The organism is Rhizobium sp. BK313 (assembly GCF_014193655.1).
Classification (GTDB): domain Bacteria; phylum Pseudomonadota; class Alphaproteobacteria; order Rhizobiales; family Rhizobiaceae; genus Rhizobium.
In genome coordinates, this window is sequence record NZ_JACHZQ010000005.1 from 482839 (window position 1) to 500091 (window position 17253).

A 17253-nucleotide genomic window follows, 5' to 3' on the forward strand; every position below is an offset into this window, starting at 1 on the left:
ATAGGCCGGTCTTTAGCCTTCCAGCTCTTCCCGCAGCATCTCGAGCTCCAGCCATTCCTCTTCCATCTTGGTCAGGCTGTCGCGCAGCTTTTCCATTTCGGCGGCGAGGCGATTAAAGCTGGCCGGATCCTTAGTGAAAAGGGTGGGATCGGCCATTTTCTTTTCGCGAGCGACGATGTCAGCCTCGGCCTTCGCCATCTCCTTCGGCAGGTTTTCCAGGGCAAATTTCTGCTTGTAGGAGAGCTTGCCCTTACCCTTCGAAGGCTCGGCAGCCGCAGCCGAGGTCTCCGCGGTCCTCGGCTTCTCGGCCGTTTTTTCAGCTCGCTTGCGCTCTTCGATCGCGCCTTTGCGCTGGGCGAGCATGTCGGAATAGCCACCGGCATATTCGATCCAACGGCCGTCGGGCTCCTCGGGATTAGCGGGTGCGATGGTCGAGGTCACGGTGCGGTCGAGGAAATCGCGATCGTGGCTGACGAGGATGACGGTGCCGTTGAAGCCGGCGACGATCTCCTGCAGCAAGTCCAGCGTCTCGATATCGAGATCGTTGGTCGGTTCGTCGAGGATCAGGAGATTGGTCGGCCGCGACAGGATGCGCGCCAACATCAGCCTCGCGCGCTCGCCGCCGGAAAGATTCTTGATCGGCGTGCGCGCCTGTTCCGGCTGGAAGAGGAATTCCTTCATATAGCCGGTGACATGCCGTTGCTCGCCGTTCACCAGCAGGTTTTCGCCGCGGCCATCGGTCAGATAATTGGCGAGCGTATCCTCCAGATTAAGGTCTTCGCGCTTCTGGTCGAGTGTGGCGATCTCCAGATTGGTGCCGAGCTTGACCGTCCCGCTGTCCGGCGCGAGCTGGCCGGTCAGCATCTTCAAGAGCGTCGTCTTGCCGGCGCCGTTCGGCCCGACGAGACCGATGCAGTCGCCACGATGCACGCGGATCGAAAACGGCGCGACGATCAGGCGCTCGTCATAGGCCTTGGTGATCTTGTCCGCCTCGATCACCAGCTTGCCGCTCTCCTGCGCGTCGGCGGCAGCCGCCTGCACGGAGCCCTGCGGCCCCCTATGGCCACGATGACGCGATCGCATGTCCTGCAATTCGCCTAGGCGGCGCATATTGCGCTTGCGCCGTGCGGTCACGCCATAGCGCAGCCAATGTTCCTCGCGTTCGATCGCCTTGCCGAGCTTGTGTTGCTCCAGCTCCTCAGCCTCCAGCACTTGGTCCCGCCAGGCTTCGAAAAACGCGAAGCCGCGATCGAGCCGCCGCGACGTGCCGCGGTCGAGCCAGACGGTCGCCGTCGATACCTTTTCCAGGAAGCGACGGTCGTGCGAGATCAGCACCAGGGCGCTGCGCGTTTTCTGCAGTTCGCCTTCCAGCCATTCGATGGTCGGCAGGTCCAGATGGTTGGTCGGCTCGTCGAGCAGAAGGATATCCGGCTCCGGCGCAAGTACCCGGGCCAAAGCTGCGCGGCGTGCTTCGCCGCCCGAGAGATTTTTTGGATCTTCCTCGCCGGTGAGGCCAAGATGCGACAGCAGATAGGTAACGCGATAGGGATCGTCGCCCGGTCCAAGCCCGGCTTCGGCATAGGCGGCGACGGTCTTGTAATCGGCGAAATCCGGTGCCTGTTCGAGATAGCGCACCGTCGACGACGGATGGCGGAAGACTTCGCCGGACTGTGCCTCGACGAGGCCGGCGGCGATTTTCAAGAGGGTCGACTTGCCCGAGCCGTTACGGCCGACAAGGCAGATCTTGTCGCCGGGCTCCACCTGCAGCCCGGCGCCGGCCAGGAGCGGCGCGCCGCCGAAGCTCAGGAAGATGTCGTCGAGTTTTAGAATGGGAGGGGCCAAGATCAGACTCCGCTGAGATCATAGGGGCGGGCAAGGACAACAGCCCTGCCGCTGCCGAGCGAAAAGCGCACGGGGCCTTCCGCAACATTGGAAATGGTGCGCGATGCGCCGAAGGGCAGGTGAAAATCGCGCAGGGGATAGCGGGCGTTGTGAATGAAGAGACCCGTCAGATCGCTGAAGCCGAGAATGGAAAACAGCGAGCCGGCCGGCAAAGCCAGCTCCAAGTCACCCGGCAGCAGCGGCACGGCCTCTTCGTCGCCGGAAGTCAGCAGCACGTCAAAACCTTTTTCGGCGAGCTGAACGCCATAGAGCAGATGCTGGATCGCATGATCAGAACGCTCTCCACCCATAGCGCCGGCAAGGATCAGCCGTTTCGCACCACGATCGATCGCTTCCGATATGGCAATCTCGCCATCCGTCGCCGCCTTTGCCGCCGGATAGGGCTGTTTGGGCACATTCGGGAATGCGTCGCGCAGATCCGCCGGCGTCGAGTCGAAATCGCCGACCCAGAGTTCAGGCGTCGCATTGAGCGCCACGGCATGGCGCATGCCGCCATCCGCCGCGATGAAACGACTGCCGTCTGTGGCAGCACGCAGCCGGTCCGTCAGACGAAGCTCGCCGCCGAGAAGGATGGTGAAGGTGGTGGATTGGCTCATGTGCCAAGCCCATAGCGCAAAGACGTGTCTCTAGGGAAGAGCGCTGTTCGGCGCCAAGCCGGCATTCAGCCGGCGGTGTCCTTGAGACGCGTCTGAAAAGCATCTTCATAGCCGCCGATAAAACGGTCGAACAAGCGCGAAAAGGCTTCTATATCCTCGGCCGGCCAATCGGCAACGATGCTCTCGATCAGGGCGAATTTCTGCGCCTGGATCTCGGCGAGCAACCTCTGGCCGAGCGCTGTCAGCACGACGACGATGCGGCGCGCATCCGCTTGCGACGCCTTGCGGCGCAGCACGCCGCGGCTCACCATCTCGGCGACGATGCGGCTTGCCCGCGATGGATCGATGCGCAGGATTTCGGCGATCGTCCCAACGGTGACTTCGCCGGACCCTTCCGCGCGCCTTACGGCATCGATGACGTCGAGATGCGAAAGCTCCAGGCCCGGCGCGACATTCTGAATGGCAAGCCGGCCGATCATGCGGCGGCCCGTCATCAGGCGCATGCGCGTCATCACCTGCCCGATGCGCAACAGGTTTTCGTCTTCGGGCAGCGGCGAGGCTTCAACTTCTCGTGTGTTTGTTGCTGTTGTCATCATTCCAACATATCAGAGACGGACCAGAATTAAAATATGCAAACAGCATTCACTTGTCATTGACAATTATATGCTGATAGCACATATGTTGTTCCGGAACACTCGCTTTCGAATACCTGCCCGAAAACGCGATGTTCCGCATTCAGGAACCGGAGCGTTCCCATGCGTTCGGTCGAACGCGTAGCGTTCCGGGCAAGCTCGGATTTCTCGTTCCATGGATATGCAAACCACGCCCGCGCCACTCGTGGCGGACCACCGCCGCCGGCTGATTCTCTTCTTTTTCCTGATGACCGCCATGTTCATGGCAACACTCGACAACCAGATCGTATCGACGGCGCTGCCAACCATCGTCGGGGAATTTGGGCACCTGGAACGCTTCGGCTGGATCGGCTCAGCCTATCTGCTCGCCCTTTCCGCCTCCATGCCGGTCTACGGCAAGTTCGGCGACCTTTTCGGCCGCAAATACGTGATGATGGCTGCAATCGCGATCTTCACGATTGGCTCGGCGGTCTGCGGCCTCGCAGTATCGATGAACACGCTGATCGCCGCGCGCGTGTTGCAGGGCCTCGGCGGCGGCGGCATCCTGGTGTCGATCTTCGCCGTCAACGCCGATCTTTTCGAGCCGCGCGAACGCGCCCGTTATCAGAGCTATTCCAGCCTGGTGCTGATGGCCTCCGGCGCCATTGGCCCCGTTCTCGGTGGCACGATGAGCGATCTCTTCGGCTGGCGCTCGATCTTCCTCGTCAACGTACCGATCGGCTTCGTCGTTTTGGCCGGCCTCGCATTCATGCTGCCTTACCGCAAGCCGGCCCGCCGGCCGAAGATCGACTATGCAGGCGCGATCCTCCTTGCACTCACGACAACCAGCATCGTTCTCGCCGCCGACGGCACCGAGCTCTTCGGTTCGCTGCTTTCGCCCGAATGCCTCGGCATCATCGCTTTCGGCGTGCTCTGTGCATTCGCTTGGGTCTTCGTCGAACGCCGCGCGCCAGAGCCGATCGTGCCGATGACGCTGTTCCGCAACCCGACCTTCGGCCTGCTGCTGATCATCTCGGTCACCAGCGGCGCGGTCGCCATCGGCATGGTCAACTATTTCGCGCTCTTCCTGCAGACGACGACGGGCCTGTCGCCGTCGATGGCCGGCCTGCTGTTCATCCTATTGACCGGCGGCATCGTCTGCGGCTCGCTCTCGGCGGGCCGGCTGATCTCGGCCAAAGGCCGCTATAAGCCCTTCGCCATCGCCAGCGCCGCCTGCAGCACCATCGCTTTCGCCACGCTGGCGCAAGTTCATGCCGGCACGCCGATCGTCTTCATCGGTGCCCTGATGCTGCTGCATGGCATTGGCATCGGTCTGGCGCAGCAGGTCCCGGTCATCGGCGTGCAGAATGCCGCCGCCAGCCGTGACGTCGGTGCAGCCACCGGCGCCGTGACGCTCTCGCGCATGGGCGGCGCCTCGATCGCCATTTCCATCTACGGCGCCATCATCGCCGCCAAGCTCAGCAATGTCGGCCTCTCCATTCCCGGCGTCACCAACATCGAGGAACTGACCCCGAAAATGATGGCTGCCCTGCCGGACGCCACGCGCGAAAGCGTGGCCAATGCCTATGCGAGCGCCTTCAGCCCACTGTTCATGACGGCGGCCGCCATCTGCTTCCTCGGCCTCTTGACGGCGATCACATTGAAGAATGTCCAACTGCCCAGCGCCGCCAAGAAGCTCGATAGCTCGGCCGCCGCCCACGCCGCCGAGTAAGACACGGAGCCTGCAATCGACAAGGGAAGCATCCCCCTTGTCATCCCTTCGTCACAGGACTAAACCTGCCAACGCTCTAACGGGGTGCCTCATGTCTTTGCAGACATTTGGCTGAGAGGCTTTGACCGGCCAACCCGCGGAACCTGATCCGGCTAACACCGGCGGAGGGATTAGACGCGTGACGAAATCATAGCGCCCTTTTCCCGTTCAAGACGAAACCAACGAGGAGGCGCTGTCATGCCCAACCGAAAGCTGTTATCACTGTTTGCCGGCTTGGCTCTTGCCGCCGACGCAACGCTTTTTGCCGCCCAGAGCGCCGAAGCCGCCGACAAGACGCTCACCATCTACACCTATGAAAGCTTCACCGCCGACTGGGGTCCGGGCGCCAAGGTCAAGGCCGCCTTCGAGAAGACCTGCGGCTGCACGGTCAACTACGTCAGCGTCACCGACGGCGTGGCCCTCCTCTCCCGCCTGAAGCTGGAGGGCGCGGGCACCAAGGCCGACGTCGTTCTCGGTCTCGACACCAATCTCGTCGACGAGGCCAAGGACACCGGCCTGTTCGATACCAGCGGCATCGATACGTCTGGCCTGAAGGTTCCCGGCGACTTCAAGGACGATGTCTTCGTCCCCTATGACTACGGCCATTTCGCCGTCGTCTACGACACCCAGGCGATCAAGAACCCGCCGAAGAGCATGAAAGATCTGGTCGAAGGCGATCCGACGCAGAAGATCGTTATCGAGGACCCGCGCACCTCAACCCCGGGCCTCGGCCTCCTGCTCTGGGTGAAGTCGGTCTATGGCGACAAGGCGACGGATGCCTGGACGAAGCTCAAGGGTCGAATCCTGACCGTGACGCCCGGTTGGTCGGAAGCCTATGACCTCTTCACCAAGGGCGAAGCGCCGATGGTGCTGTCCTATACGACGTCGCCGGCCTACCACATGATCGAGGATAAGACCGATCGTTATCAGGCGGCCGCCTTCTCCGAAGGCCACTACATCCAGATCGAAGTGGCCGGCCTGATCAAGTTGTCGGCAAACAAGGAGCTTGCCCGCGACTTCTTGAAGTTCATGGTCTCGCCCGGTTTCCAGGACACGATCCCGACCAATAATTGGATGATGCCGGTCTCGGCCACCACCGAACCGCTACCGGATGCCTTCAGCAAGCTAGTCGTACCGTCCAAGACCTTCCTGATGAGCCCAGACGTGGTCGAGAAGAACCGCAAGGCCTGGATCGACGAATGGCTGGCGGCCACCAGCACGAATTGACATCGGGATGATACTGACAACGCCCGAGAGAAGACATGCCATTGCCGGCGGAGCGCTCAGCCTCGCCGGAATTGCACTTTTCATCGGCCTTGCCATCGTCACCTTGCTTGCGGCCGGTATCGAATCTGCCGGCGGCAATCTGCTCACGGATCCCTATCTTCTGCGTGTGCTGCGCTTCACCCTGCTACAGGCGACGCTCTCCACACTTCTTTCCGTTATCCTCGCAATTCCGGTCGCCCGCGCGCTGGCGCGACAACAGCGCTTTCCCGGTCGGCTCTGGCTGATCCGGCTGATGGCCGTTCCGATGGGCCTACCGGTGCTGATCGGCGCGCTCGGCCTGCTCGGCATCTGGGGACGCCACGGCATCCTCAACCAGGCGCTGACCGGCCTCGGCCTGTCGCAGCCGGTCAGCATCTACGGGCTGACGGGCATCCTGCTGGCGCACGTCTTCTTCAATCTGCCGCTCGCCGCCCGTCTGATGCTTGCCGGGCTGGAGCGTGTGCCGGCGGAATATTGGCTGATGGCCGGCGGGCTCGGCATGCGCCCTGCCTCCGTCTTCCGCTTCATTGAATGGCCGGTGCTGCGCGGCCTCATCCCAGGCATATCGGGCCTGATCTTCATGCTCTGCGCCACCAGTTTCACGCTGGTGCTGATCCTCGGGGGCGGCCCGGCCGCGACCACGCTCGAGGTGGCGATCTACCAGGCACTGCGCTTCGATTTCGACCCCGGCCGCGCTGTGGCCCTGTCCCTCCTGCAAATCGCTGTGACCGCCGCCATTCTCGGCGCGATGGCTTTGCTTCCGGCGCCGGACGATCATGGGCTGACGGCGGGCCGCGCCGTGCGGCGCATCGACGGAATGTTGCCCGCCGCCAAATTGGCCGATAGCGCATTGCTCCTGCTCGCCACTTTGTTCATCGGCTTGCCGCTCGCCTCGGTGGTCGTCGCCGGCCTCAAGGCTGATCTTCCCAGGCTAGTCGGCCAAACGATCTTCCTGGAGGCGACCTTGACCAGCCTCTTGATCGCCCTTGCCGCCGGCGTTTTGGCGATCTTGGCCTCCTTCGCCATTGTTCGCGCCCGCTCCGTCATATCGGCCGAACGCCGAAAAATTCCAGGCCTGCGCGGCCTGGCGATCGCCTTGAGCGGCACGTCCTCTCTGGTCCTGCTGGTACCGCCGGTCGTACTGGCGACCGGATGGTTCCTGGCGCTCAGGCTGTTCGGCGACCCCACCCGCTTCGCCGCCCTTCTGATCGTCGCCATCAATGCCCTGATGGCACTGCCCTTCGTCATCCGCGTCATCGAGCCGGCCTATGCCGTCCATCGCCGCCGCACCGAACGTCTGGCGGCGAGTCTCGGCCTTCAAGGGTTGTCGCGACTGCAGTTGATTGACTGGCCCGGTCTGCGTAAGCCATTCTTCACCGCTCTGTCCTTCGCCATGGCACTCTCGCTCGGCGATCTCGGCGCCGTCGCCCTCTTCGGCTCCGACAGCCTGATGACGCTGCCCTGGCTGCTCTACGGCAAGCTCGGCAGCTACCGCACCAATGACGCGGACGGGCTTGCATTCATCCTGGGGCTGGTATGTCTTCTGCTGACCATCGCCGGTACAGCCGGTCAAGGCGGACATGAGGACGAAGGCAGGCGCAATGACTGATCATCAGGCCATGGCCGAACCTGGCATCGCGATGACCGGTGTCGAATTGCGGCTCGGCACGCATGATTTCAGCTTCGACTGCGACCTGCCGCAGGGCAAAATCATCGCCATCACCGGCCCGTCCGGATCGGGAAAATCCACCTACCTCAATCTGCTCGCCGGCTTCGAGACGCCGGACCGTGGCCGCATCATGCTTGCAGGACAGGACGTCACCGGGCTGCATCCCTCCGAGCGGCCGGTATCGCTGGTTTTCCAGGATAACAACCTGTTTGCCCATCTCGATCTCTTCACCAATGTCGGATTGGGCATCAGCCCGTCGCTTAAGCTCTCGGCGGACGACCGACAAAGGATTTCGGAGGCCTTGGCGCGCGTCGGGCTTACCGGTTTCGACAGACGCAAACCGGGCACCCTCTCCGGCGGCGAGCGGCAACGTGCCGCCTTCGCCCGGGCGCTGGTGCGCGACAAGCCGATCCTCTTGCTCGACGAGCCCTTCGCCGCACTTGATCCCGGCTTGCGCTCCGGCATGGCGGAGCTGTTGATCACGCTTCACCGCGAGACCGGCAATACAGTGCTGATCGTCTCGCACGATCCGGCCGAAGTCCGACGCCTTGCCGACCATGCCGTCTTCATCGACGGCGGAACAATCCGGCTTTCGGCCCCTATTGAACGCTTCCTGAAGCAGGACGGCATTCCGGCGCTGGCCACATTTCTACAACATTGAGTGCGCCGCAGCATCTTGCTGCCGTTTTTGCCTTAATTTCGTCGCGGCGGGCGGCTGAAAGTCCTGGCATATGCTTGCTAAAATACAACGCCGCGACAATTAAACGGAGTCTCGCTATGCAACGGCTGCCGAAATCGGCTACAGCAGGGGGCGGAGACCATCCGGGTGAGCTCAGGCTTGATCGGGTGGATGCAACCTTTGACGAAGCGCGGCAATGATCGGCCTTGTCATGATCAACCGGGTTCGGCGTCCGGCCGGCATGGCAGCGAAATGAACGGGACACAAGCACTGAAGCAGAACAAGCACGCAGCACGAAGGATCAGCGCGACTGTCGCGACGCACACGCGCCGCTTCGCCCCCGTCCTCATTGCCGCGATGGTGCTTAACGGCTGTCAGTCGGTGCTGGATCAATCCTATCATGCGAATGTTTCGCCCTCCGCCAATCCGCAGATCGTTTCCGAAGTGCAAAAGAACGATCCGCGCGCGCAGATGGGCGCCCGCGAGCATCCACGCATCCTTGCGAGCTATGGCGGCGAATATAAGGACGCCAGGACCGAGCGGCTGGTGGCCCGCATCGCCGGCGCGCTGACCAGCGTCTCGGAAAATCCACAGCAATCCTATCGCATTACCATTCTGAATTCGCCGTCGATCAACGCCTTCGCGCTGCCCGGCGGCTATCTCTACGTTACCCGCGGTCTGTTGGCGCTTGCCAACGATGCCTCGGAGGTTGCCGCCGTGCTGTCGCACGAGATGGCCCACGTCACAGCCAATCACGGTATCGAGCGCCAGAAGCGCGAAGAGGCGGAGGTCATCGCCAGCCGCGTTGTGGCCGAAGTCTTGTCGAGCGATCTTGCCGGCAAGCAGGCGCTCGCCCGCGGCAAACTGCGCCTTGCCGCCTTCTCCCGCCAGCAGGAACTGCAGGCCGACGAGATCGGCATCCGCACGCTCGGTCAGGCCGGCTACGACCCCTATGCCGCCGCCCGCTTCCTCAACGCGATGGAAGACTACAGTCACTTCATGACGGCCAATTCCGACGCCGACCAGAGCCTCGACTTCCTATCGAGCCATCCGAGCACGCCACAGCGCATCGATCTTGCCAAGGCGCATGCCCGCGAATTCGGCGAGGAGGGCAAGGTCGGCGATACCGGCCGCGACTATTACCTCAACGGCATCGACGGCCTGCTTTATGGCGACAGCCCGGAGGAAGGCTATGTTCGTGGCCAGACCTTCCTGCACGGTGGCCTCGGCATCCGCTTCGATGTGCCGCCCGATTTCCACATCGACAACAAGGTTGAGGCGGTCATGGCGACCGGCCCCGGCGACATCGCCGTCCGCTTCGACGGCGTTGCCGACACCCAGAACCAGAACTTGACGAATTATATTTCCAGCGGCTGGGTCACGGGCCTCGATCCATCGACTATCAAGTCGATCACCGTCAATGGCATGGATGCGGCAACTGCGCGTGCCTCGGCCGATCGTTGGGATTTCGACGTCACCGTCATCCGCGACCGCTCCCAAATCTTCCGCTTCCTGACGGCCGTACCGAAAGGCAATATCACCGCGCTGGAGCAGACCGCCGATGTGCTGCGCTCAAGCTTCCGGCACATGACGCCGGAGGAAGCCTCATCGCTGAAGCCGCTGCGCGTACGCGTCGTCACCGTCAAGGCGGGCGATAACATCACCACGCTCGCTGCGCGCATGATGGGTACCGACCGCAAGCTCGATCTGTTCAAACTGATCAACGCCCTGCCAACGGGTGCAACGGTTGCGCCCGGCGACAAGGTCAAGATTATTTCGGAATAGACGATTTGTTGCCTTCTCCCCATGGGGAGAAGGGATTGTCCACTTCAGGCATAACTTGCCATGCGCGGATCAGCGTCGACCAGGGCGCTGCGGAGCTTCTCCATGGCGCGGCTTTCGATCTGGCGTACGCGTTCCTTTGAAATGCCGAGGTCGGCACCCAGCTCCTCGAGCGTCGCACCGTCCTCCACCAGGCGGCGCGCGCGGATGATTTTCATTTCACGCTCGTTCAGGTGCTTCAATGCGGAGGCCAGCCAGATGCGGCGGCGCTCGCCGTCGATCATGTTGGAGACCTGTTCGTCCGGCAGAGGCTCGTCGCTGATCAAGAAATCCATGCGCTCGGCGCTTTCGGCATCACCGGAGATCGACGGCGCCTGCAAGGACGCGTCGTTGCTGGAAAGGCGCGCATCCATGGTTTGCACATCGGCAAGACTGACACCGAGGGCGACGGCGATTTCCTCATGGATGGACTGCACGGTTACGCCGGTGTTACCCCTTGCGAGTTTGGCGCGCAGGCGGCGGAGATTGAAGAACAGCGCCTTCTGCGCCGAACTGGTGCCACCGCGCACGATCGACCAGTTGCGCAGGATATAATCTTGGATCGAGGCGCGGATCCACCAGCTCGCATAAGTCGAGAATCGCACCTCCCGTTCCGGTTCGAACCTTGCCGCCGCCTCCAGGAGCCCTACATAACCTTCCTGTACCAGATCACTCATCGGCAAGCCGAAATTGCGGAACTTGCCCGCCATCGAAATAACGAGGCGCATGTGGGCTGTAGCGATCTTGTTGCGAGCGCCGCGGTCGTCGTGATCCTTCCAGCGGATGGCGAGATCGTGCTCTTCGTCGCGGCCGAGATAGGGGGCGGCCATCGCAATCTTAATCATACGCCGATCTGCAGACATATTCTTCATATGCATATCCCCTAAATCCTACCCCAAAATCGTCTCTGTGCGCGGTCAACGGAAAAGGCAGCAAACATCGTTCCCGGACATTGCTGCGCGGATGAAAATCTATGATTGGAATGCAATTGGAGACCTGTCCGGATGTCCGGACGGTCGGTTACGGGTCTAATTCGGCTTCACCGAAATGACCTAGCGAACGAAATGGCTTCAGATCGCCGGGAAATTTCCAATCAAAACGCATGGGGTCCGGTCCTCTTGAACGTTATGGGAAACGGCTGGTCGAGAAACTCACATCAGGAGAAAACTCACACCGGCCGCGAATACGAGGCATAAACGCAGCAGACGGGAAAAGGTTCCAAAGAAAAAACCCGGCGCAATGGCCGGGTTTTTTTGACCTGATATTTGCCTTTTGGCCTTATGCGGCTTCGTCCTGGGAATCGTCTTCTTCGACGACCTTGCCGCGCTTGGGGCCCTTGTTCAGATTGATCTCGACGACGCGAACAGCCTCGGTCTCGGACATCTTGTTGACGGCCGCGATTTCGCGCGCCATGCGATCGAGCGCAGCTTCATAGAGCTGACGTTCGGAATAGGACTGCTCCGGCTGGTTTTCGGCGCGATAGAGATCGCGAACCACCTCGGCAATGGAGATCAGATCGCCGGAATTGATCTTGGCATCATATTCCTGCGCACGGCGCGACCACATGGTACGCTTGACGCGGGCCTTGCCCTGAACGACCTTAAGCGCCCGATCGACGAAATCCGTTTCGGAAAGCTTACGCATTCCAATGCTCATGGCCTTGGCCACGGGCACCTTCAGACGCATCTTGTCTTTTTCGAAGTCGATTACAAAAAGCTCAAGCTTCATGCCTGCGACTTCTTGCTCTTCAATCGCGGTGATCGTACCCACACCGTGAGCGGGGTATACGATCGATTCACCAGTCTTGAAGCCATGGCGTGCTGCTGAAGGTTTTTTCTGCTGGATCGTCATTCTTTTCAAAAACTCCCTGTTACGCACCCGGAGTGAGCCGGGGCCGGGTCAGTCAGGCCCGGATGAGACGGAAGCACCGTCGGGGTGACTTCATCCTGTTCCAGCCAGACGCATGCAAAAAGAAACCCGTTCATCGCGATCCCAGACCCGACAACTCAAAACGTTGATATGTCAAGGAAACCGCGTACGGATTGCTTATTTACTTTCGTGATGGTTTGGGGCATGCGAAATGCCGCAGTGGATCAGTGTGAGGAAGCTATCACAAAAATCTGAGGAAATCAATAATTTGCTTTACGCACACCAAAGCCGGCACATTGACCGCTAGTGCAGCCAACGGCATTGATTCGTCTTCGCGCGTTATCGAGTACACCTTTATCGGCGGCCTGTCACGACCTTCGATCAGTCGCCGGAACCGGGATTTGCCGAGAAATACTTCTCGAACTTCCCCTGTTCGCCGTCCATTTCCTTGGCCTCCGGCAACGGCTCGCGCTTGACCGTGATGTTCGGCCAGATCGATGCATAATCTGCGTTGATTTTCAGCCACTTGTCGAGACCTGGCTCCGTATCGGGCTTGATCGCCTCGGCAGGACATTCCGGCTCGCAAACCCCGCAATCGATGCATTCATCGGGATGGATGACGAGAAAGTTCTCGCCCTCGTAGAAGCAGTCGACGGGGCAGACTTCCACGCAATCTGTGTATTTGCAGCGAACGCAATTGTCGGTCACGACATATGTCATGAAGCACTCCAGGGATGTCTCTCGTTTTCCGTGGATGCGCAACCTGGAACGTCGCGCTTTTCCCTCGGAAGCCGGCGGACAAGCTGATGCGCTATGCGCATGCATGCCGACCGGCTGGTTACCAGCGGGTTGACCGTGAGGTATCGACTTTGTCGGCCAATTTCAAGGATAAACAATCCCGAAAGTCATGGAGACCCGACAGAGTTTTCTAATCGTCCTCGGACGTCAGCCGATCGATCGCACGCCGTTCGCGTTTTGTCGGTCGCCCGCTGCCCGGCGCACGGATAGCCTGCTCGAACGGCGTGAGACGTTTTGTCTCACCCGCCGGCGGCGTCAGGTCTTCGTAAAGCAGCTTCGCTTCTTCGAAAGGACCTCTCCGATCGCCCGGCAACCGCACGATCAGGATGACGTCCCGCCGCTCCAGCGAAAACTCGATCCGGTCACCCGCCTTGACACCAAAACTCGGCTGAACGACCCGCTCGCCATTCACCCGCACGCTGCCCTTCTGGATATAGACTTGCGCCAGCGAACGGGATTTTACCATACGGGCAAAGAACAGCCACTTGTCGATGCGCTGGCGCGAACCGGAAGATGGCTGCTTTTCGTCCGTCATGGCCTATTTCTTCATTTGCTCCTTGAGCGCTGCGAGCTTTGCGAAAGGAGAATCCGGATCGATCGGCTTTTCCTTGCGCGGCGGCTTGGCTTCGAAGCGCAGCGGCTGCGATGCCCCGCGATTGTTGCGGTCGTTCCGGTCATTGCGATCGTTGCGCTCTTTCCGATCGCCGCGATCCTGACGGTCGTTGCGTTCCGATCGGTTGCCCTGATGTTGCGGACGGCCACCGTCGCGGTTACCGCGCGGCCCTCTGTTGTCACCGCGGGCTTCGCGCCCATCGCGATTATCGCGGCCTTCGCGATTGCCGTCGCCGCTTGCCTGCTGCTCACCGCCGCTGTTGCGGCGATTGCCCTGATGACCACGTCCCTCGCCCTGACCCTGCTGGCCGCGACGATGATCGCCATGACCGCGTCCGCCCTGGCGCTGCTGGTTGTCGCCGCGTCCGCCAAGACGCCAAAGCAGAACCGGCTTCGGCTCGACCGGCTCGGCGACGACGATATCGGCACCCTGTAGTTCAGTTGCCGCGGCAGCGGTCTCCGCAGGCTCTGCGGCAGTGACGACAGCAACCGGCTCAGCCGGAGCGTCCGCCGCGGGAACTGCGTCCTGTGCGACGGTTTCACTTTCCGTAGCCGGCTCATCGCTGTGGCCATCGGCATCATCGTGATCGGCCCTATCGGCGGCAGCTTCCGCAGCCTGCGGTGCCGGAGTGGGCACCGAGGTGGTGTCCTGCTGCGCGAGGAAGGTCGATGCGTCTTCCGCTTTGACGGCGTCAGCGCGGTAGCCGAGACCCTTCAGGATCTCTTCCATATCTTCCAGCGTTGCGCCGAGGATGGAGAGCATCGCCGTCGTCGTCGTAAAGCGGCGGCCGTCATAGGCGCCTTCCGGACGCGACGCCTGACCGGGCTTCCACTGCAGCAGCGGACGGATGATATCCGCCAACCGCTCGAGAATGTCGATGCGCACCGCACGCTTGCCCAGGAAACGGAAGCCCGCGAGCTTGTAGAACATGCGCTCGTAGCTCGGATCGGTGACGACGGAGGTGCGGCCGGCGGCCAGAACCGGGATCAGGTCGCCATAGCCCGGCTTGTCGAGGCCGTCGTTCTTCAGCGCCCAAAGCAAGGTGATGAGCTCAGCCGGAGCCGGCTTCAACAGGGCAGGCACGAAAATATGGTAGGCGCCGAAGCGAACGCCATAGCGGCGCATCGAGGCGCGCGCGTCCTGATCCAGCGACTTCACCTCTTCGGTGACGTCGCGGCGGAAGAGCACGCCGAGATTTTCGACGAGCTGGAAGGCCAGCCCCTTGGCGAGGCCCTGCAGGTCTTCGGCGCGCGACAGGTCGTCGAGCGGCTTCAGGACCGTACTGATATGATGGTTGACGAAGCGCTCTATGCGCGCGGCGACATGGTCGCGCGCGTTGCCCGTCAGCTGCTCGTCGGCAAGCAAGATGACGCGCGGACGCATGACGTGATCGCTGCCCGACAGCCGCGCCACGGGATCGCCGAGCCAACGGACGAGGCCGTCCGCACTGATCGCCAGATCGCTGTTGCCGGCCGCGTGGATACGGGCGGCACGCGCCTCGAACTCCAGCGCGAGCGCCTTCTGCGAGGCCGTCTGGACAGCCTTGGCGTCCGGCCCCTCGGTTCCCGCGATAGGCGTGAACCGGAACCCGGTTAACTGTCCCACATGATGTCCTTCAACGAAGACATCCCCATTCACACTGATTTCAGCTTCCAGCATCGCATTCTCTCTCAGGCGCTTCATGAGCACAGATGTCCTGCGATCAACAAAGCGTTTCGTCAACCTTTCATGTAACGCATCGGACAATCGATCTTCGATTTCCCGCGTCTTTTCTTGCCAGTGTGTCGGATCGGCAAGCCAACCGGGCCGGTTCGACACATAGGTCCAAGTCCTTATCTGCGCGATTCGCGCCGAAAGCGTGTCGATCTCGCCATCTGTCCGATCGGCACGATGCACCTGTTCGGCAAGGAAGTCTTCTTTTACCGTGCCATAGCGCACGAGGTCGGAAAAGAGGGTGGCGATAAGATCGGCATGCTGGGCGGGTGTAATCCGCCGATAATCCGGAAGCGCGCAGGCTTCCCATAATTTTTCGACCCGCGCCGGGTTGCTTGCGAGATCGGAAATCTCCAGATCGCGCGACAGATATTCCAGCGCCTGCTGATCGACCGCCGGTAACGCGCGCGTCAAGCCTTGTACACGCGGCGCACTCTCAAGGCTCGCGCGAAGCGAAGCGATCGAAGAGAAATCGAATTCCTTGGTGCGCCATTGTAGCACTTTGACCGTATCGAACTCATGACCTTCGATGCGCCGTACCAACTCATCGTCGAAGGGATCGACCTGGCCGGTCACACCAAAAGTGCCGTCCTTCAGATGACGGCCGGCGCGGCCAGCGATCTGGCCGAGTTCGCCCGGATTGAGATTGCGGAACTGATAGCCGTCGAACTTGCGATCCTGCGCGAAGGCCACATGGTCGACATCGAGATTGAGCCCCATACCGATCGCGTCGGTCGCGACCAGATATTCGACATCGCCAGCCTGATAGAGAGCGACCTGGGCATTGCGGGTGCGCGGGCTGAGCGCACCGAGGACAACGGCCGCTCCGCCGCGTTGGCGACGGATGAGTTCGGCGATGGCATAGACTTCGTCGGCAGAGAAGGCGACGATCGCCGTGCGCTGCGGCAGGCGGGTTATCTTCTTCTGTCCCGCATAGAAGAGATGTGACAGGCGGGGCCGCTCGACGACGGTGATCCCCGGCAACAACTGCTCAAGAATCGGCCGCATCGTGCCAGCGCCAAGCAGCAGCGTCTCGTCGCGCCCGCGTAAATGCAGAATACGGTCGGTGAAGATATGGCCGCGCTCCAGATCGCCGGCGAGCTGTACTTCATCGATGGCAACAAACGAGGCGCGCGTTTCGCGCGGCATGGCTTCGACGGTGCAGACGGAATAACGCGCATTCGGCGGTGAAATCTTCTCTTCGCCGGTGACCAGCGCGACATTCTGCGCCCCGACCTTTTCGACGACACGGGTATAAACCTCGCGCGCCAGCAGCCGCAGCGGCAGGCCGATGACGCCGTTGCCGTGCGCCACCATGCGCTCGATAGCATAATGGGTTTTGCCGGTATTGGTCGGTCCGAGCACCGCGGTCACTCCGCGTCCGCTCAGGATCATTGGCTGCGAGGTCTGAGTCATAGGTCCATGCATGGGCAAGAAACCGCCGTCTTACGATCGGCAAGCTCCCCAGGGAAGAGAAGAAGAGATGACGACCATATGTGACAAAGGCAAGACCTGAATGAAAAAACAACGGCCGCAATATGCGATTTCATAATTGGCGAGCTCAACCAAAGGCTACATTATCCCCACATCCCAAGCGAGTCCCGGCGAGTCCGGAACAGCTTGAGAACGAATCGGCGACGAATCGCTGACTCCTTGCGGTTCTCTTTCTGTTCACTACTACATATGGATTTTGATTCGCAAAATCCCACCAGATGCTGAATCGCCTTTGGACCCTCATTTCACGTGAATCAGGAGTGAAGGGACGAATCCGGCTGAATGAGATTCCCGTTCGATAATATAGTTAACCATTTGTAAATCAGCCAAATTTCCCAGGAAGCAAGCCGTGAAAAGCTCCGAATTAAGATTTGGGCCAAAGCCGGAACGAATCGGCGACGAATCGCTGACTTCCGCCAATTCTGCATTTGTTCTCCACAACATCTAGCGT

General features: G+C 61.1%; 13 protein-coding genes and 1 riboswitch. Of the genes, 5 read left to right on the forward strand and 8 right to left on the reverse strand.

All coding sequences use genetic code 11. From position 1 onward, the window contains the following. Positions 1 to 12: 12 nt before the first annotated feature. The 3 genes from FHT86_RS25730 to FHT86_RS25740 all read right to left on the reverse strand — a co-directional run bounded on the left by FHT86_RS25730 (position 13) and on the right by FHT86_RS25740 (position 3091). Entirely contained in the window at positions 13 to 1842 is a 1830-nt protein-coding gene (locus FHT86_RS25730; protein ID WP_133708831.1) for an ABC-F family ATP-binding cassette domain-containing protein, read from the reverse strand. Between the two features lie 2 nt (positions 1843 to 1844). Beyond that, positions 1845 to 2498, reverse strand: a complete 654-nt coding sequence (locus tag FHT86_RS25735) for a thiamine diphosphokinase (RefSeq protein ID WP_133708830.1) — start codon at positions 2496 to 2498, stop codon at positions 1845 to 1847. Between the two features lie 65 nt (positions 2499 to 2563). After that, positions 2564 to 3091 (reverse strand): MarR family winged helix-turn-helix transcriptional regulator, encoded by a 528-nt coding sequence (locus tag FHT86_RS25740; RefSeq protein ID WP_133708829.1) that lies wholly within the window; start codon positions 3089 to 3091, stop codon positions 2564 to 2566. 214 nt (positions 3092 to 3305) lie between these two features. On the opposite strand from FHT86_RS25740, the gene FHT86_RS25745 reads away from it, so the two are divergent. From FHT86_RS25745 to FHT86_RS25765, 5 genes are all read left to right on the forward strand, one after another. Next, on the forward strand, positions 3306 to 4841 hold the full coding sequence (locus FHT86_RS25745; protein WP_133708828.1) for an MDR family MFS transporter: 1536 nt from the start codon (positions 3306 to 3308) through the stop codon (positions 4839 to 4841). 70 nt (positions 4842 to 4911) lie between these two features. Beyond that, positions 4912 to 5028, forward strand: a riboswitch (TPP riboswitch). A gap of 50 nt (positions 5029 to 5078) precedes the next feature. Next, positions 5079 to 6107, forward strand: a complete 1029-nt coding sequence (thiB, locus tag FHT86_RS25750) for a thiamine ABC transporter substrate binding subunit (RefSeq protein WP_133708827.1) — start codon at positions 5079 to 5081, stop codon at positions 6105 to 6107. Positions 6108 to 6114: 7 nt separating this feature from the next. Beyond that, positions 6115 to 7755: a thiamine/thiamine pyrophosphate ABC transporter permease ThiP gene (gene thiP, locus FHT86_RS25755; RefSeq protein WP_133708826.1), complete on the forward strand. Its 1641-nt coding sequence runs from the start codon at positions 6115 to 6117 to the stop codon at positions 7753 to 7755. Continuing rightward, the gene (locus tag FHT86_RS25760; RefSeq protein WP_133708825.1) at positions 7748 to 8476 is read left to right on the forward strand and encodes an ATP-binding cassette domain-containing protein; all 729 of its coding nucleotides are present in this window, start codon (positions 7748 to 7750) and stop codon (positions 8474 to 8476) included. The genes thiP and FHT86_RS25760 overlap by 8 nt, the downstream gene beginning before the upstream one ends. 375 nt (positions 8477 to 8851) lie before the next feature. Then, a complete protein-coding gene (locus tag FHT86_RS25765; protein WP_133709266.1) occupies positions 8852 to 10279 on the forward strand; it encodes a M48 family metalloprotease in 1428 nt (475 codons plus the stop codon). A 44-nt stretch (positions 10280 to 10323) separates the two neighbouring features. Here FHT86_RS25765 and FHT86_RS25770 read toward each other — a convergent pair whose 3' ends face one another. The 5 genes from FHT86_RS25770 to FHT86_RS25790 all read right to left on the reverse strand — a co-directional run bounded on the left by FHT86_RS25770 (position 10324) and on the right by FHT86_RS25790 (position 16724). Continuing rightward, positions 10324 to 11187, reverse strand: a complete 864-nt coding sequence (locus FHT86_RS25770) for an RNA polymerase factor sigma-32 (RefSeq protein WP_133708824.1) — start codon at positions 11185 to 11187, stop codon at positions 10324 to 10326. A 406-nt stretch (positions 11188 to 11593) separates the two neighbouring features. After that, a complete protein-coding gene (locus FHT86_RS25775; protein WP_133708823.1) occupies positions 11594 to 12166 on the reverse strand; it encodes a CarD family transcriptional regulator in 573 nt (190 codons plus the stop codon). A 399-nt stretch (positions 12167 to 12565) separates the two neighbouring features. Beyond that, entirely contained in the window at positions 12566 to 12904 is a 339-nt protein-coding gene (gene fdxA / locus FHT86_RS25780) for a ferredoxin FdxA (protein ID WP_133708822.1), read from the reverse strand. 208 nt (positions 12905 to 13112) lie between these two features. Next, positions 13113 to 13517 carry an RNA-binding S4 domain-containing protein gene (locus FHT86_RS25785; protein ID WP_133708821.1) on the reverse strand — a complete coding sequence of 135 codons (405 nt, stop codon included), beginning with the start codon at positions 13515 to 13517 and terminating at the stop codon, positions 13113 to 13115. A 3-nt stretch (positions 13518 to 13520) separates the two neighbouring features. After that, positions 13521 to 16724 (reverse strand): helicase-related protein, encoded by a 3204-nt coding sequence (locus tag FHT86_RS25790; RefSeq protein ID WP_133708820.1) that lies wholly within the window; start codon positions 16722 to 16724, stop codon positions 13521 to 13523. Positions 16725 to 17253 lie beyond the last annotated feature (529 nt).

What these genes read in the sequence shown, in the direction of transcription:
- FHT86_RS25735 (WP_133708830.1), bottom strand. Translation starts at nt 2,498, where the DNA reads ATGAGCCAATCCACCACCTTCACCATCCTTCTCGGCGGCGAGCTTCGT.
- FHT86_RS25740 (WP_133708829.1), bottom strand. Translation starts at nt 3,091, where the DNA reads ATGACAACAGCAACAAACACACGAGAAGTTGAAGCCTCGCCGCTGCCC.
- FHT86_RS25745 (WP_133708828.1), top strand. Translation starts at nt 3,306, where the DNA reads ATGGATATGCAAACCACGCCCGCGCCACTCGTGGCGGACCACCGCCGC.
- thiB (WP_133708827.1), top strand. Translation starts at nt 5,079, where the DNA reads ATGCCCAACCGAAAGCTGTTATCACTGTTTGCCGGCTTGGCTCTTGCC.
- thiP (WP_133708826.1), top strand. Translation starts at nt 6,115, where the DNA reads ATGATACTGACAACGCCCGAGAGAAGACATGCCATTGCCGGCGGAGCG.
- FHT86_RS25760 (WP_133708825.1), top strand. Translation starts at nt 7,748, where the DNA reads ATGACTGATCATCAGGCCATGGCCGAACCTGGCATCGCGATGACCGGT.
- FHT86_RS25765 (WP_133709266.1), top strand. Translation starts at nt 8,852, where the DNA reads ATGGTGCTTAACGGCTGTCAGTCGGTGCTGGATCAATCCTATCATGCG.
- FHT86_RS25770 (WP_133708824.1), bottom strand. Translation starts at nt 11,187, where the DNA reads ATGAAGAATATGTCTGCAGATCGGCGTATGATTAAGATTGCGATGGCC.
- FHT86_RS25775 (WP_133708823.1), bottom strand. Translation starts at nt 12,166, where the DNA reads ATGACGATCCAGCAGAAAAAACCTTCAGCAGCACGCCATGGCTTCAAG.
- fdxA (WP_133708822.1), bottom strand. Translation starts at nt 12,904, where the DNA reads ATGACATATGTCGTGACCGACAATTGCGTTCGCTGCAAATACACAGAT.
- FHT86_RS25785 (WP_133708821.1), bottom strand. Translation starts at nt 13,517, where the DNA reads ATGACGGACGAAAAGCAGCCATCTTCCGGTTCGCGCCAGCGCATCGAC.
- FHT86_RS25790 (WP_133708820.1), bottom strand. Translation starts at nt 16,724, where the DNA reads ATGACTCAGACCTCGCAGCCAATGATCCTGAGCGGACGCGGAGTGACC.